This is a genomic window from Cognatazoarcus halotolerans, from assembly GCF_009800965.1.
Taxonomy (GTDB): domain Bacteria; phylum Pseudomonadota; class Gammaproteobacteria; order Burkholderiales; family Rhodocyclaceae; genus Cognatazoarcus; species Cognatazoarcus halotolerans.
In genome coordinates, this window is the sequence record NZ_WUAF01000001.1 from 300,681 (window position 1) to 314,481 (window position 13,801).

Below are 13,801 nucleotides of genomic sequence, written 5' to 3' on the forward strand. Positions count from 1 at the left end.
CCGGGCGCAGTCAGGCATTGGAGACCGGTGGTGCAGCTCGGCCGGCGCACCGCTGCGGCGAAACCCCGCGCTAGTCGACCCGGTGACTGCGCAGGGCCATCACGGCAAGCTCGGTGCGGGTGCGCGCATGGAGTTTTTCCATGATCCGGCTGACGTAGTTCTTGACGGTCCCCTCGGCGAGAAACACCTTCGCCGAGATCTGGCGATTGCTCATGCCTTGGGCAATGAGTTGCAGGATCTGCTCTTCCTTGCCGGTCAGGCGATCCAGCTCATCCTCGCCCACGTCGGTGGCGGTCGGACGGGGTGCACCGGGGCTGGCGGCAAGAACCCGGAACTGGTCCATCACCTTGCGCGCGATCGCCGGTGTCATGCGGGATTCACCGCGATGAACGGCATAGACCGTATCGATCACTTCGTCTTCACTCGCATCCTTGAGCAGATAGGCGCATGCCCCTGCTCTGATTGCGTCGAAAACGAGCTCGTCGGTATCGAAGGTGGTGAGCACCATCACCCTCGTCTTCGGCAGCGCAGCGAGAATCTCGCGGGTCGCCGCAACCCCGCCCATGCGCGGCATGTTCAGATCCATGAGCACGACATCCGGGTGCAGATTCAGCACCAGGCGCACCGCCTCTTCGCCGTCGCTCGCCTGGCCGACCACGCAGATGTCGGGCTGAGCATCGAGCATCAAGGACATGCCTCGCCGAATAAGCGCCTGATCGTCGACCACCACCACCCGCAGCGGGGCGTTCGACGCGGCCTTGCCGCAAACGTCTGAATCTGAACTCATGCGAAGATTCCCATGTCCGACGCAACGCATCCGCTACGGAAACGCGCTGCGTGCCAGGAGGTGCACGCAACCACCGGAAAAACACTGCAACGGCTCCGGCGGCGTGGAACAAGCTTACCCCACCGCAGCAGGCCAACGACAGCCCCGTTGGTAAGCTTCGGACCATGACCAAAGTCACTTCTGGAGACCGCGCACGATGAACAGCCTGGCCTCGCTCGACCCGCGTCGCAGTCTGGGTGCCGCCGTCGGCTGGCTGATCCTCGCCGTCAGCGTCGGCCTGGCGATCATCGCCGGACTCTGGGCGGGCACCACGGTGCGCGACACCTTGATCAGCCAACAGCGCCAGCGACTCGAAGCCGCCGCGGATCACATCGCCACCGAACTATCGCTCGGCATCGGACTGCGCCAGCAGGCGCTGGAGGCCGCCGCCGCGATACTCGCGCCGCAGCTCGCCCGCCGTCGCATCGAATCGGTCGAACCGGTCCTCGAGGACGTTCGGCAGGGCTTTCCGGAAATGACCTCGATCGAGGTGTTCGACCGCGACGGGCAAATGCTCGCACGCGCCGACGCGACGTCAGCCGCGCCCGCCACACCAAATCTCGAAGGTCGCTTCGTCGCGCTCACTACCCAGATCAACACTGCGGCGGGCGTCGAGGTCGGGGCACTCGTGGCCCGTCTGGACTGGAGTTGGGCGGACGCCCTCGCGCGCAACCTGCATCCCGAACTCGACGATTCCGCCGGCGAAGCGTGGATGCTGGTCGACCAGGCGGGAATCGTGCGCATCGGGCCACCCAACTGGCTTGGCCGGGCGGAGCCAACCGGCAAGGACCTCATGCGAACCCGGGCCCGGCCCGCCACCAGTCCGGCGCTGACACGCATGGGTTGGCGTGTACAGGTCATCCAACCCGCCGACCAGGCGGAGAAAGGCGCGCACGTGATGGAGTGGCGAATCTTCGCCACCATTCTCGCCTTCGGGCTGGTCGGCGCCGCCGGCGGCCTCATCATCGCCCGCAGGCTGACGCGGCGCATTGCGGTCATTGCCGATTCGGCCGAGCGCCTGCTCACCGGCGGAGACGATGGCCACATCGCGATTCCGCATGGCAGCGACGAAGCCACCCGCCTGGGCGTGGCACTCGACGGTCTGTTCGGCAACCTCACCCGCGAGCGCCGCGAACTCGCCACCCTCAACGCAGAACTCGACCGACGTGTCGCCTCCCGCACCCGCGAGATCGAACGGCTTGCCGGCGAAGCGCGCTACGCCGCCCAGGTGCGCGAGCGGCTCAAGCTGGCTCGCGACCTCCACGACACCCTGGCGCATTCGATGATGGCAATGCTGACCGAAATCCGTCTGCTCAAACGCCTTGCCAAAAGCAACCCGGATGCCCTGGCGGAAGAACTCGAGCAGGCCGAGGATGCGGCGCGACACGGCCTCGACGAAGCCCGCGCCGCCATCACCCAGATGCGTTTCAACGCCGCCCGGGACGTTGGGCTCGGCGCGGCCCTGGGCGAGTTCCTGAAGCGCTTCGGCGAGCGCACGGGAATCACGGTGGACTTCCATTGCGCCCCGGTCGCCGGGCGTTTTGCCGAAACACGCGCCGAGGTGCTGTTCCGCATCGCCGAGGAAGCCTTGCGCAACATCGAACGGCATGCGCGGGCGGATCGCACGGAGGTGAACCTGAGGGATACGCTGGATGCCGACGGTCTCGAACTCAACATCCACGACAACGGTCATGGATTCGATGTCGGGGCCAAACATCCGGGGCACTATGGTCTGGTCGGCATGCAGGAGCAGGCAGGGCTGATCGGGGCCCGGCTAGAGATCCGGAGCGCTCCCGGGCACGGCACCGAGGTGCGCATCAGCCTGCGCACCGCGCCGGATCTGGGCGATGAATAATCACACCGGAGGTCCGCCCGGAAGTCATGACGTTGGTCACCTTCAATCGGTTACCTCCGGCAACTGTGCCCGTGCGCGCAGCCAGCTACCGTGAGTGCGTAGGTCGGTGTCCCGGCCTCCTCCAACGTCACGGAGCCCGACATGAGCGCACAGCACACCATCCCCGGAAACACCCCGGATCAACACGAAAGTTTTACGCCACACCCTGAGGATCCCGTCCGCCGGCGGCTGCTGCTGGCGACCGCGGTAGTCGGGGGCGGAGGGCTCATCGCAACGGCAGTGCCGTTTGTCGACAGCCTGACACCATCGGCCCGGGCACTTGCCGAGGGCGGGCCAGTTGAAGCCGACATCAGCCAGATTGGCCCGGGCGAACTCAAGGTCATCGAATGGCGCAAGCAGCCGATCTGGCTACTGCGGCGCACCCCGGAAATGCTCGCCTCGCTCAAGACCGACGAGGGGCTGCTGTCCGATCCGCTCTCCGAAAAGTCGATACAGCCCGAGAGCTGCGCGAACATCTACCGCTCGCAGAAACCCGGCCTCGCGGTGATGATCGGCATCTGCACCCACCTGGGCTGCTCGCCGGTGCTCAAGCCCGCCGGCGAAGCCGCAGGCCTTGGTGCGGACTGGCCCGGAGGTTTCCTGTGCCCCTGCCACGGCTCGAAGTTCGACCTCGCAGGCCGTGTCTTCCGCGGCGTGCCCGCACCGACCAACCTCCCGGTACCGGTGTACGAATACCTCTCGGACAGCGTCATCCGGGTGGGCGAAAAAGTCGCGTGACGCGTCGATGGCATGGACGCGGCTACGGCGGGCCGCGTACCATCCGCCAAGCCCCTCTCTGGAGTCAGTACTTGCAGATCTGGATCGATGCCGATGCCTGCCCGGTTTCCATCAAGGAAATCCTCTACCGCGCCGCCGAGCGAACCCGCACCGATCTGGTTCTGGTAGCGAACCAGATGTTGCGCACCCCACCGTCGCCCTATATCCGCGCGGTTCAGGTCGCGAAAGGCTTCGACGTCGCCGACAATTACATCGCCGAGCAGGTCAGCGAGGGCGACCTCGTCATCACCGCCGATATCCCGCTCGCAGCCGCCGTCATCGACAAGCACGCCCTCGCCCTGAACCCGCGCGGCGAGTTCTACAGCCGCGAGAACATCCGCGAAGCGCTCGACATGCGCAACTTCATGGACATCCTGCGCTCCACCGGCGTCGAAACCGGCGGACCGTCCGCGTTCAGCAATTCGGACCGGCAGAACTTTGCGAAGCAACTGGATCGGTTTTTGGCGGGGAGTTTGCGGGGGTAGGGTTGCCAAGCCCGGAGAAGCTTGTGCCCGACTCGGCAGTTTCGATGCAAGAACTCCCTTACTGGCTCGCACTAGGTATAACCGCACCATCGATTACTTCAGTCATCGCATCCAAAGTTCGTATAAATCGTGGCCAATTTTCTAGCGAAAAACACTCGGAAACAGCGATTACATCATGATCCCGTAGCCTGTAAGCGGTAGCGCAATCGATCGTATAGCCCGCAGAGTAGCCTTGCGTTCCGTACTGGATTTCTTCGCGCCAAATTGTCCAGTTCCGGTGATGGCGTTTTTTTCTCGAATAATGTCGCCGAACAATTTGATCCGCGTACGGCGGAGCCACCAAAAGAGTCTTTCGACTTTCTTTGCCACGATTTAGAGGGCTGATGCCTGCCACCTCATTAACCGCGCGAGGATCCCGCCCAAACGCAACAGCCACCTTCCTTGTATCGAAGTCGGTCTGATAGGCCGTAACGGAGGCCTTTTCCGAATACTGAACAACAGTGACACCCGCTGCTGACGTTCGAGCAACCTCGTGCATCCCTTCAAAAGCAACGGGAAGGCCGCACGCGAAAACGCTAGCGCAACCGGCCAAGGCCGTCGTTACTGCGGGAATGGCGAGCCAGCAACGTCCCGGGTGCTTAGCCAACGTCATTGATGCGCCCCCAAATTGACTGGAATGCCTTTAACCTCTCGTGTTTGTGCAACGGGTGCTTCTTAGCGTTTCCCCGATTCACAAGCCCGCCGACGCGTGAGACTTGCACGGTGGTCTCCCCCAAGTCTGCCTCTCGGTTTACCTGTTCCCGTACCCAATAGAAGCCCGAAACATCACATGCACTTAAGTCGTCAGTGCTTACCGTTGACGGATTGGGATCTGTCGTGAAATCGCGGCCCCTGTATCGACTGTAGCTTTGATAGTTCTTACGCCCAGTAAGCTGCAGAAACCCTCGACCTCGAAACCTGGACCCGTCGCCCGACATGCCTCCCGTTCCTGCGCTTACCACCCCATTCCCCAGACTCACAGCTTTAGCTGCAACAGCGCTTGGGCGACGCCTCGAATACGCAATCTCACCTTCACCCGGGTTAACCAAACGAAGCCGCTGAGCAAGCCCCGAGCGGTAGTCTGAAACTGCTTCGTTAGGCGTAATCAACTCATACATCGTTCTAAAATACCGCGAGTTTCCAAGCTCTTCGCGATACAACCACCAACCGGTTTCATGGCCTATCTGGGCTAGACAATGAGCGATGCGTATTGCCCGACCCGCAAGAAGATACTTTCTCATCGTCTGCCCCATCGGGATCCGCAATGAGACGGCCCGCGCGACGCCTTTCGCGGGAGCGAATACCAGTACCCGTTCAAGGTCAGCAGCCCCGAGCCACGTGCAATTGCGCCAATTAAGAACAAAGTACAGCGGATCCCAATGCCAGTGGGTACCACCGATCCCCGTACCCGCCGCGGCCCAGGGAAACGTAAGCGCCTCGATGTGCGCGATGAGCTCGCCAAAATCACTGGCGTCCAACCCGAACTCAGGATCCCCGACGAGCCAGCCCCAGCGGCCCCTTGCGCTGGCTCGATCCCACTCGCCGGGAAACTTGCAGATCACACGCGCCAGCCGCTCTCGGACCGCTGGTAGCTGGAGGCGTCGTTCGAGTTCTGACCGCGTTAGGCTGCCGTCGGCGGCGCCGGGATCTTCGATCAAGCGGGTCAGCGCGGCGGACTCGCAGCGGCTGTCTGCATCGACGTCGTCATCAATCAGTGTCCAGCCGCGCCATTGCGGAAAATCCGCGTCGCTGAACTTGCGCACGCCGGCGGCGTTCAGGTTGACCCAGCCTTGTCCGCCCGGGTAACGCACTTCCCGCCAGTGAGGCACATCCGCCGGGACAAGGGCATCAGGGCCGATGACACGACCGAAGCGCAGCAGTTCGTAGACGGCACTCGGGGCCGGTCTCGCGTTTGCAGGATAGGCATTGCTGATGTCGTTGGCGCTCCGGTACAACTCATATTCGGCATCGCCTTCATTGAGGGGATCGCCAAGCGCTACACCATCTTCGTCGTAGCTCGTCAGCCACGCATCACCGCGATGGCCCTGCGGCCCGTCTCCGCCCGCGTAACGCAGCCCCACGTAGCACGGGACGCCTTGCAGGACATGGGCCGGTGCCACTGCCGGCCTGGTCTCGTTGAATGCTGGGCGCTGTGCGAAGAAGGGAGTTCCGGCTGGCAGGCGAAAATACATCTCGCCGAAAATCACATCGTTGCGGCCGTCCACGGCGGTGTTCAATGCACCCGCCCGACGGCCAATCAGTGCCTCCAGATTGGCATCGTCGCAGACGATCTCGAGGTGCAGTTGACGATCGTTGCCGTAAATCATACCGGCCACGCCGATCTCGTCCTTGCGGTAGACCGCCCGGTCCTGCCCTCCGGCCGCCACGCGATGCGCCGCTCCACGAAGTTCCGACAAGTGCATGTAGATCGACAGGAAACTGACCACGACCGGCTGATTCTGCGCATCGGCGCCGATTTCAGTGGTGTGGCGGATGATCACGCATCCGTCGTCGGTCCAGGCAGGGGCATCGCCGTAGGGATTGTAGTTGCGCGGCTCAGTGGGGCTCGGGTTTGCATTGCGAGCCGTCGGGCGACGCGCATAGACGATTTCGCCATCGGCAATTGCACGTACGTCGAGCACCGCACCACTGGCATCGACCGGCGCCTCGAGATGGCGCCCACCATGCCAGCCGAGCCTGAAGGAAACCGGGAAGGCGCCCTCGGGTGCCTGAGTGCCAGCCACCATCACTGACGTATCCGGCATGCAGCGCGCGACGAAGTCAGCGTCGCTTTCGTTGGCGTTGCGTGGCAGCAGGAATGGCGGGCTGATCAGCATGGGCGATGGCAGCTCATGACGAGAATGCGAAGCGCTTTTTCTGCTTGAAGTCGCCGCGTGGAAAGCTCGGAAGCACATGGGGTGAGCTCTGCGGGCCGGAGAAGCTCTTTTTGCTCGCATGCACGGTGATCGTGCCGGGGCAAGCGACGGCAATGCCACCATCGATGGTGATGCTGGCACCACCCGAGACGGCCAGCACAACCCTCCTGGCGGCGGCGAAGGTCACGTCGGCGGTGGCCGAGACGAGCTTCAGATCCTTCTTCGACTGCAGCTTGAGCGCGTCGCTTTGCGCCTGCAGGTCGATATCGTCACGTGCGGCAATCATGCTGACGCCGCCCTCGTCCTTGCCGCCCTCAAGCGCCCCGGCCAGCAGGCCAATCGCCTGGCCAGCATGGATGCGGGCCTTGCCGCCGATGGCGAAGCTGGCGTCCTCACCACTTGCCAAGGTGATGACCTCGCCGCAACTCCACTGCAGATGCTGACCCGCAACCATGCCAATACCGGCTCTGGCGGCCTGGACGATGAGCGGGTCCGTCGTATGTGGCACCGTATCCTGAGCGGCCGCGGTGCTTTTTGCCGCAGCATCACTGCGTGCGTGCTCGAATCGATCGGCATCGACCGTACCACTTGCTGCGGTGAGGAGGGCCTTCAGCGGTGCGGCAGCCGCATCGATGCGGCTTTGCCCACTCGCCCGGGAACCCTCTACCGCCGCGAGTTGCACTGTCCGGTGCGTGCCTGCCTGGCTGGATAACACTCGGGCAAGACCTTCTGCCTGTCTCAACAGCGCGACGGCGGTAGCAAGGTCGCCCGCCGGGGCAGCGTCGCTTCCTGCCTGCCAGCTGCTCAGGATCACCCCTTGCGCGCCCCGCAATGCACCCCAGGCGTCGGTCCGCAATTCCGCACCAGCTCCCCGAAAACTGCCGCGGTAGTTATCGGCCTGATGAATCAGGTGGCCGAGATTCAGTTCGCTGCCTGCTTCGGTGCTCTTGAGCTGGACGCGCAGCTGGGCGTCGGTGTCGTCGAATACCAGTTGGCTGTAGCCTGCTCCACCGAACTCCTTGCTCTTGAAGCCATTCAGCGCGCCGGCATGCCGGTGGGACTCGCCCGCCGCGCCGTGCCATGCCGGACCGTTGCCACCAGCAAGGTTGCCCTGCGCCGCGCTCACCCCATCGGTAGCGCGGTCGAACACGCTGGGGTCTGACTCGCGAGCGTGTTCACCGCCCGGCGTCGGCACCACACCGCCCTCGCCCTGCCCGTTGTACAGCGCGCCGAGGATCACCGGCCGGTCGATGTCGCTCTCGACAAAGCCTACCAGCACCTCCTGACCGATACGCGGCAACCACTGCCACCCCATGCCGGCCCCCGCCTGACGGCTTGCGAGTCGCAACCAGCAGCTCAGCCTGTCATCCGATTCGTCGCCCCGTTGCCAGTGAAAGCGAACCTTGACGCGACCCAACGCGTCGCACCACAGCTCGTCCGGGCCGCATGGCGTTGTCTCGCCGTCGGGTCCGACGACGATTGCACTCATCGGGCCGGGCGCAGTCGGGCGGGGATTGAAGCGCTGCCCGGTATCGTCGACGAGCAGCGCACGCCACCTCGCGCTGGCGCGGATGCATTGGAACTCGTTGCCGTAGCCATGCTCGGCGGCAAGCCGGACGAGCACTTCCGACAACCGCAGTGGAGCATCCGTCGGACGCGATTCCTCAGTGCTTGCAATGCCGGATGACTCGGCAGAGGCGCCTGTCGCACGGAGCCTTGTGGCAATGGCCTCGATCCGCTCGCCGGAAAGATTGTTGATGCCTGCATGGCAAATATCCACGAGGCTGAAGCTGTCGCCCTCGCCATCTTGATCGAAAAGGCCAGACGGCTTCAGGGGAGATTCGAACAAGGTAAAGCGGGTGCCGGGCCGGAAGCTGCGAACCGTACCGCGCCCGACGAATCGCTGGCGGTGCGCTTCGCTTGATTCCGCCGCAATGCGCTGGTAGCGCTCGGCCTCAGCTTCGTTGGCCCACGCACAGGCGCCGCTGAAGTCGTAACGCTCCAGAGCGGGAGCGTCACCCGACCGCCCGACCGGTACGCTTGCTGCCACCGAACGCTTGCGCCCGTAATCGTACGAAAGCGCGCTCGAGCGAGTGATGGATACGCGCTGACGAAGGCCGAAGGCAACGATCGCATCCTGCTCCTCCTGCGAATCAGCACGATGAAAACGGATGCCGGGACCACCAGCGGCATGGGCCGAAAGAAGATCCTCGGGCAACTGGGAGCTGTCCGCGAAGATACGCATGCGATGCCCGGCGGGTGCGGCCTCGTCCTCCTCGACGCACCAGCCGAGCCCCTCTTCGGCAAGCAACCGGGAAATGAAAGCGTAGTCGGATTCACGGTATTGCACGCAATAGTTTCGGGGACGGATTTCCGCCAGGAAGGCGGATGCATCGTCGCTCCAGGACCAGGCCGCATGTGCGCTGTATCCCGAGAAGACCTGATCGACGATCTCGGCCACGGTCTTTTCCTGGAACACCCGGCAATGGCTCACCTGCGAGAGCAGCCAGGTCCACGGCACCATGGTGATGCGATAGCGACCGAAGCCGCCATCGGCGTCCAGTCTGCGCGCAGCGCGAAGCAGCCCCGAGCGATGGCTTCGGCTTCCGTCCGGCAGGCTCACCAGCAGGCTCGGCGCCTTGCCGAGCAACGTCTCCGGATCGATGAATGCATCGTTTGACAGGCAATCGATCTGGAACTCGAAGCCACCGTTCAGCGTCTCCTGCCCCCACCAGGCCTCCACGAGAAGCGCCGGGCCCGACTCGCGCCAGCGCAACGCATAAAGACGGGTTTCGGAACTGAACAGCGGGCTCATCGGCACTACCGTTGCATGGAAGCCGGCAATGCTATGCCATATCCATAAAAACACCAAGCGCGGTCACGCGGGCAAGCCTTGAGGCCGGACGCTCCAGCCAGCCTCCCTAGCCGAACAGGCCGGCCAGTTCCAAGGAGGATTTGCTCCCGACAAAACGGCCTTTTCTGCGGAGCCATGCACGCGCCCGCTCGCGACCGAGCTCGCACAATTGCTCGAGAAATGGGCCATGGGCAGCGAGCTTGGTGTCGGACGACAGCTTGCTCATCTCATCGCTGGCTTCTACGAGATGAAAATTCGTCGCCAGCAGACGACGTTCCAGCCGCCCCCGCGCCCACCATGGCTGTTCGCCGGCAAACTCACGGGCGTGGGCGAACATCCGCATCTCGCGCAGGAAATTGGCGCTGAAACCGAGCTCGCGGCTACGCGTGCGGATGTCTTCGGCGCTACGCGGCGTTTCGCGATGGCGCAGGGGGTTGATGAGCACCAGCAGGATGTCCCTGCTGACACACTCGTAAAAGAGCGGAAAAACCGCAGGATTGGCCGTGAATCCGCCATCCCAGTATGGCTCGCCGTCGATCTCCACCGAATGATGGATGCTTGGCAGGCACGCGGACGCGAGTAACGCGTCTGGCGTCAGCTCGTGCTCCTTGAACAGTCGAAGGCGCCCGGTATTGGCCGCAGTCGCCGCGATGAAAAGCCGCAGTGGGCAGTTGCTTCGCAGGCGCTCGAAATCGACCATGCTCGTCACCAGCTCGCGCAACGGATTCAGATCGAAGGGATTCAACTCATAGGGCGAGAAGAGGCTCGTCCAGCCCATCATCATTTTCATCGCCGGCGTGAGCGTAATACTCTCGCCATCGAGCGTGCGAACGGCCACCTCGAAAGGCACACTGCCGGCTACCGCCCGCCAGAAATTCGCGAGGGCCTGTCGAGCCCCGTCGCGTCCGCCCTTGAGCAGTCCGTCGGCAAGCACGACGGCATTCATTGCGCCGGCGCTGGTACCGCTCACCCCCTCGAAGTCGAGATCACTCGCCTCCAGCAGGTAGTCGAGCACACCCCATGTGAAGGCACCGTGGGCCCCTCCGCCCTGCAGAGCAAGACTGATCCTGCGCTTCGCAGATGTTCGTTTCAGGCGCATTTTCCGCTCCTTGCGACACCGCTTTGCTCACGGGCAGTCCGCCGCGCTGCACAATCGCCCACTTTCGGGTATAAATCCACAAAACGGCTGAACTATTTACGCAACGCAAAGCAAAGCATCAATAGTTTTTGCTGCAATGCAGCACAGCTTACACCGAAATGGCTGGCCATTCACACAGGAGCTTCCTCAATGTCTTCCTTTCTCCATTTCGATAAGGATCTGGACGACCTCGCGACAGAACTCGTCCGTCTGTCGATGCTCTGCGGGGTGCGCCTGCGCGAGCCCGGAATCGTGCAGGCGATTCTGGAAAATCACTCGCCGGTCGGCTGCGACAATGAACGCGCTTTCACGAAGATGCGTGGGTTACTGGTGCTCGCCTATCACATGATCGAAGAATCCGCGGCGGTCGAAGGTGTCGAGGCAACGGTCAAGATGCTCGACCACGCGATCGAGCAGGCCGCTGCCCGCAGGGAAAACTACAACTGAGTCCGGCAGAGCCGTGCTCAACCAGCCCAGTTCCTCAGGCTCGCAATGCGAGATCGCTCAGCCTTGGCCAAGTAAGCGGTTGATCGCCACCCACGCCTGGCCCAGCGCGATCCCTCCATCATTGCTCGGCGCCGCCCGGGCGGTGAGCACGGTGAGCCCCCTCCCGGCAAGCCGGCGCGGCAGCACGAGGGCGAGTTGCCGATTGGCCATGCATCCTCCTGAAAGGGCAACCGTTCGGATCCCGCAACGTCGTGCGCCCTGCACGATCCAATCTTCAAGTGCCGCAACCAGCGTGGCGTGGAAGGCCGCCGCGCCGCGAGCTGCATTGCGTTCATCCACGAGCGAGGCAAGCAGAGGCATGAGATCGAGATCGATGCTCTCTTCTCGCAAACGCACCCGCCAGCCCACCGGCACGGCAAGCGCGGCACCATAGGCAGAGGACAGGCTTTCGAGGACCATCGCCGCCTCTGCTTCGTAGCTCATCACTTCACAGACGCCAAGAAGGCCGGCAGCCGCATCGAAGACTCGTCCGAGGCTGGTAGAGGGCGGGCACAGACGAGGCTTGTCGAGCAGCCCCGACAACATTGGCGCCGCCGCCTGAGCATTGAAGCGGGACGCGATCCGCTCCGCGGCACCAAGATGATGCAGCACCGCGGCGGCCATTCGCCACGGCTCCCGGGCTGCCGCATCGCCACCCGGCATCGGCAGCGGGCTGAGATGACCAACGCGTTCGAATGCGGCTCCCTCGACCCGCAACAACTCTCCCCCCCACGCGGTCCCATCGCTGCCCAGGCCGAACCCGTCCAGCGCCACCCCCAGCACTGGCTCGTCGCAGCCGTGCTCGGCCAGTACCGCAGCAATGTGAGCGTGATGATGCTGTACCGCGAACGCCGGGACACCGATCGCGTCGGCCAGCGTACGGGCAATGTGGGTCGAATAGAAGTCTGGGCTGAGATCGTGGGCAATAGCCTCGGGACTCACGGCAATGATCGATTGCAGGTGATCGACTGCCTCGTCGAGCGCATGGCAAACCGATGGATTATCGAGATCGCCGACGTGCTGGGACAGGAACGCCTCGTCGCCACGGGTCAGGCATACCGTATTCTTGAACTGCGCCCCCATGCCGAGTACGGAGGGCCCCTTGCGGCCCAGGCGAATCGCTCGTGGCGTATAGCCCCGGGCACGGCGCAGGAATCGCAGCTGGGGCGCCTGGGCGGCAGGGGCGCCGGGTTCGGCCAGGACCAAGGAATCATCGCAGCGCATCACGATGTCGCGATCATGCAACAGGTAGGCATCGGCGAGCCCGCCGAGACGGCGCATCGCCTCCTGGTTGGCGATAACGAGCGGCTCGCCGCCCGGATTGGCCGACGTCATCACCAGCACCAGATCCTGTGCGACATCCAGCCAGTGCGTTCCCGACGGACGCCCGGCGTTGTCGTGAAAGAGCAGGTAGTGGATCGGCGTCGATGGCAGCATCAGGCCGATCCCGGCCAGCTCCGGCGCCACGCCCCATAGCTCATGATCCACATGCTTGCGCTTGTCGCAGATCACGATGGGTCGCTCGGCGCTGTCAAGTGCGCGCTCGTCCTGCACCGACAACCACGCCCACTCACGTGCCGATGCAAGACTCGCAACCATTACCGCGAAGGGCTTGTTCCCCCTCCCCTTCATCGCACGCAGGCGGTCTACAGCTTCGGGATTACGGGCATCGCAGGCGAGATGGAACCCACCGAGCCCCTTCACCGCGACAATCTCTCCGGTAAGCAGGCGCAGCAGCGTGTCGGCAATCGGGTCCCGCGTGGCAACGCGTACGCCCGAGGCCTCGTAAAGCGCCAGCGTCGGCCCGCACTCGGGACACGCGTTGGGCTCGGCGTGGAAGCGGCGATTCGATGGCGTGTCGTACTCTTCCTGGCAGGCTTCGCATTGCTGGAATCCCGCCATGCTGGTGGTACTGCGATCGTACGGCAGGGTCCGGGTCAGGGTGTAACGAGGCCCGCATTGGGTGCAGTTGATGAAAGCATGCCGCCAACGCCGGCCGGCCGGGTCGAACAACTCTTTAAGGCAGTCGCCGCAAACCGCCGTATCGTGCCCGATGCAGGTATTCACCGCGCCGGTCTTGCTGGCTCTGATGGTGAATCCGCGATCGAGTGGATCGACTTCGGAAAGCGCCGTTTCAACCGAGTCCACCCGCGCAAGCGTCGGCGCCTCGCCGTACAGGCGCGCAAGCAGCGCCGAGATGTTTCCGGGCAGACCCTGGGCCTCGATCTCCACGCCCTCGCTGTCATTGCGGACCCAGCCCGAGAGCTCGAGATCGCGCGCAAGCCGGAACACGAACGGTCTGAAGCCGACCCCCTGGACCACGCCTCGCACCCGAACGATACGACGCTCGAGTTGCACCAATTGTGGGAGTTCGGCCATCAGTCCGCCCGCATCCCGCGCCGCCGGTTCACGAACCGGCGGCGCGG

Annotated in this window: 9 protein-coding genes; 4 read left to right on the forward strand and 5 right to left on the reverse strand. The window is 63.8% G+C overall.

The features are described from left to right. Positions 1-70 precede the first annotated feature (70 nt). Positions 71-787, reverse strand: coding sequence for a response regulator (locus GQB03_RS01445; RefSeq protein ID WP_159683184.1), 717 nt, complete (start codon positions 785-787; stop codon positions 71-73). A gap of 196 nt (positions 788-983) precedes the next feature. Here GQB03_RS01445 and GQB03_RS01450 point away from each other — a divergent pair, with 196 nt between their 5' ends. The 3 genes from GQB03_RS01450 to GQB03_RS01460 all read left to right on the forward strand — a co-directional run bounded on the left by GQB03_RS01450 (position 984) and on the right by GQB03_RS01460 (position 3,982). Then, the gene (locus tag GQB03_RS01450; protein WP_159683187.1) at positions 984-2,681 is read left to right on the forward strand and encodes a sensor histidine kinase; all 1,698 of its coding nucleotides are present in this window, start codon (positions 984-986) and stop codon (positions 2,679-2,681) included. Positions 2,682-2,822: 141 nt separating this feature from the next. Then, positions 2,823-3,458 carry a ubiquinol-cytochrome c reductase iron-sulfur subunit gene (gene petA / locus GQB03_RS01455; RefSeq protein WP_159683190.1) on the forward strand — a complete coding sequence of 212 codons (636 nt, stop codon included), beginning with the start codon at positions 2,823-2,825 and terminating at the stop codon, positions 3,456-3,458. Between the two features lie 71 nt (positions 3,459-3,529). Continuing rightward, positions 3,530-3,982, forward strand: a complete 453-nt coding sequence (locus GQB03_RS01460) for a YaiI/YqxD family protein (protein ID WP_159683192.1) — start codon at positions 3,530-3,532, stop codon at positions 3,980-3,982. Positions 3,983-4,620: 638 nt separating this feature from the next. Here GQB03_RS01460 and GQB03_RS01465 read toward each other — a convergent pair. From GQB03_RS01465 to GQB03_RS01475, 3 genes are all read right to left on the reverse strand, one after another. Beyond that, entirely contained in the window at positions 4,621-6,858 is a 2,238-nt protein-coding gene (locus tag GQB03_RS01465) for a M23 family metallopeptidase (protein ID WP_159683195.1), read from the reverse strand. Positions 6,859-6,871: 13 nt separating this feature from the next. Beyond that, positions 6,872-9,712: a type VI secretion system Vgr family protein gene (locus tag GQB03_RS01470; protein WP_159683198.1), complete on the reverse strand. Its 2,841-nt coding sequence runs from the start codon at positions 9,710-9,712 to the stop codon at positions 6,872-6,874. Between the two features lie 106 nt (positions 9,713-9,818). Then, positions 9,819-10,850 (reverse strand): patatin-like phospholipase family protein, encoded by a 1,032-nt coding sequence (locus GQB03_RS01475; RefSeq protein WP_159683200.1) that lies wholly within the window; start codon positions 10,848-10,850, stop codon positions 9,819-9,821. Between the two features lie 189 nt (positions 10,851-11,039). Here GQB03_RS01475 and GQB03_RS01480 point away from each other — a divergent pair, with 189 nt between their 5' ends. Beyond that, entirely contained in the window at positions 11,040-11,336 is a 297-nt protein-coding gene (locus tag GQB03_RS01480) for a hypothetical protein (RefSeq protein WP_159683203.1), read from the forward strand. Between the two features lie 57 nt (positions 11,337-11,393). Here the strand turns inward: GQB03_RS01480 and hypF are convergent, their stop codons facing one another. Then, positions 11,394-13,754 (reverse strand): carbamoyltransferase HypF, encoded by a 2,361-nt coding sequence (gene hypF, locus GQB03_RS01485; protein WP_159683205.1) that lies wholly within the window; start codon positions 13,752-13,754, stop codon positions 11,394-11,396. Between the last annotated feature and the right edge of the window lie 47 nt (positions 13,755-13,801).

What these genes read in the sequence shown, in the direction of transcription:
- GQB03_RS01480 (WP_159683203.1), top strand. Translation starts at nt 11,040, where the DNA reads ATGTCTTCCTTTCTCCATTTCGATAAGGATCTGGACGACCTCGCGACA.
- GQB03_RS01475 (WP_159683200.1), bottom strand. Translation starts at nt 10,850, where the DNA reads ATGCGCCTGAAACGAACATCTGCGAAGCGCAGGATCAGTCTTGCTCTG.
- GQB03_RS01450 (WP_159683187.1), top strand. Translation starts at nt 984, where the DNA reads ATGAACAGCCTGGCCTCGCTCGACCCGCGTCGCAGTCTGGGTGCCGCC.
- GQB03_RS01445 (WP_159683184.1), bottom strand. Translation starts at nt 787, where the DNA reads ATGAGTTCAGATTCAGACGTTTGCGGCAAGGCCGCGTCGAACGCCCCG.
- GQB03_RS01465 (WP_159683195.1), bottom strand. Translation starts at nt 6,858, where the DNA reads ATGCTGATCAGCCCGCCATTCCTGCTGCCACGCAACGCCAACGAAAGC.
- petA (WP_159683190.1), top strand. Translation starts at nt 2,823, where the DNA reads ATGAGCGCACAGCACACCATCCCCGGAAACACCCCGGATCAACACGAA.
- GQB03_RS01470 (WP_159683198.1), bottom strand. Translation starts at nt 9,712, where the DNA reads ATGAGCCCGCTGTTCAGTTCCGAAACCCGTCTTTATGCGTTGCGCTGG.
- hypF (WP_159683205.1), bottom strand. Translation starts at nt 13,754, where the DNA reads ATGGCCGAACTCCCACAATTGGTGCAACTCGAGCGTCGTATCGTTCGG.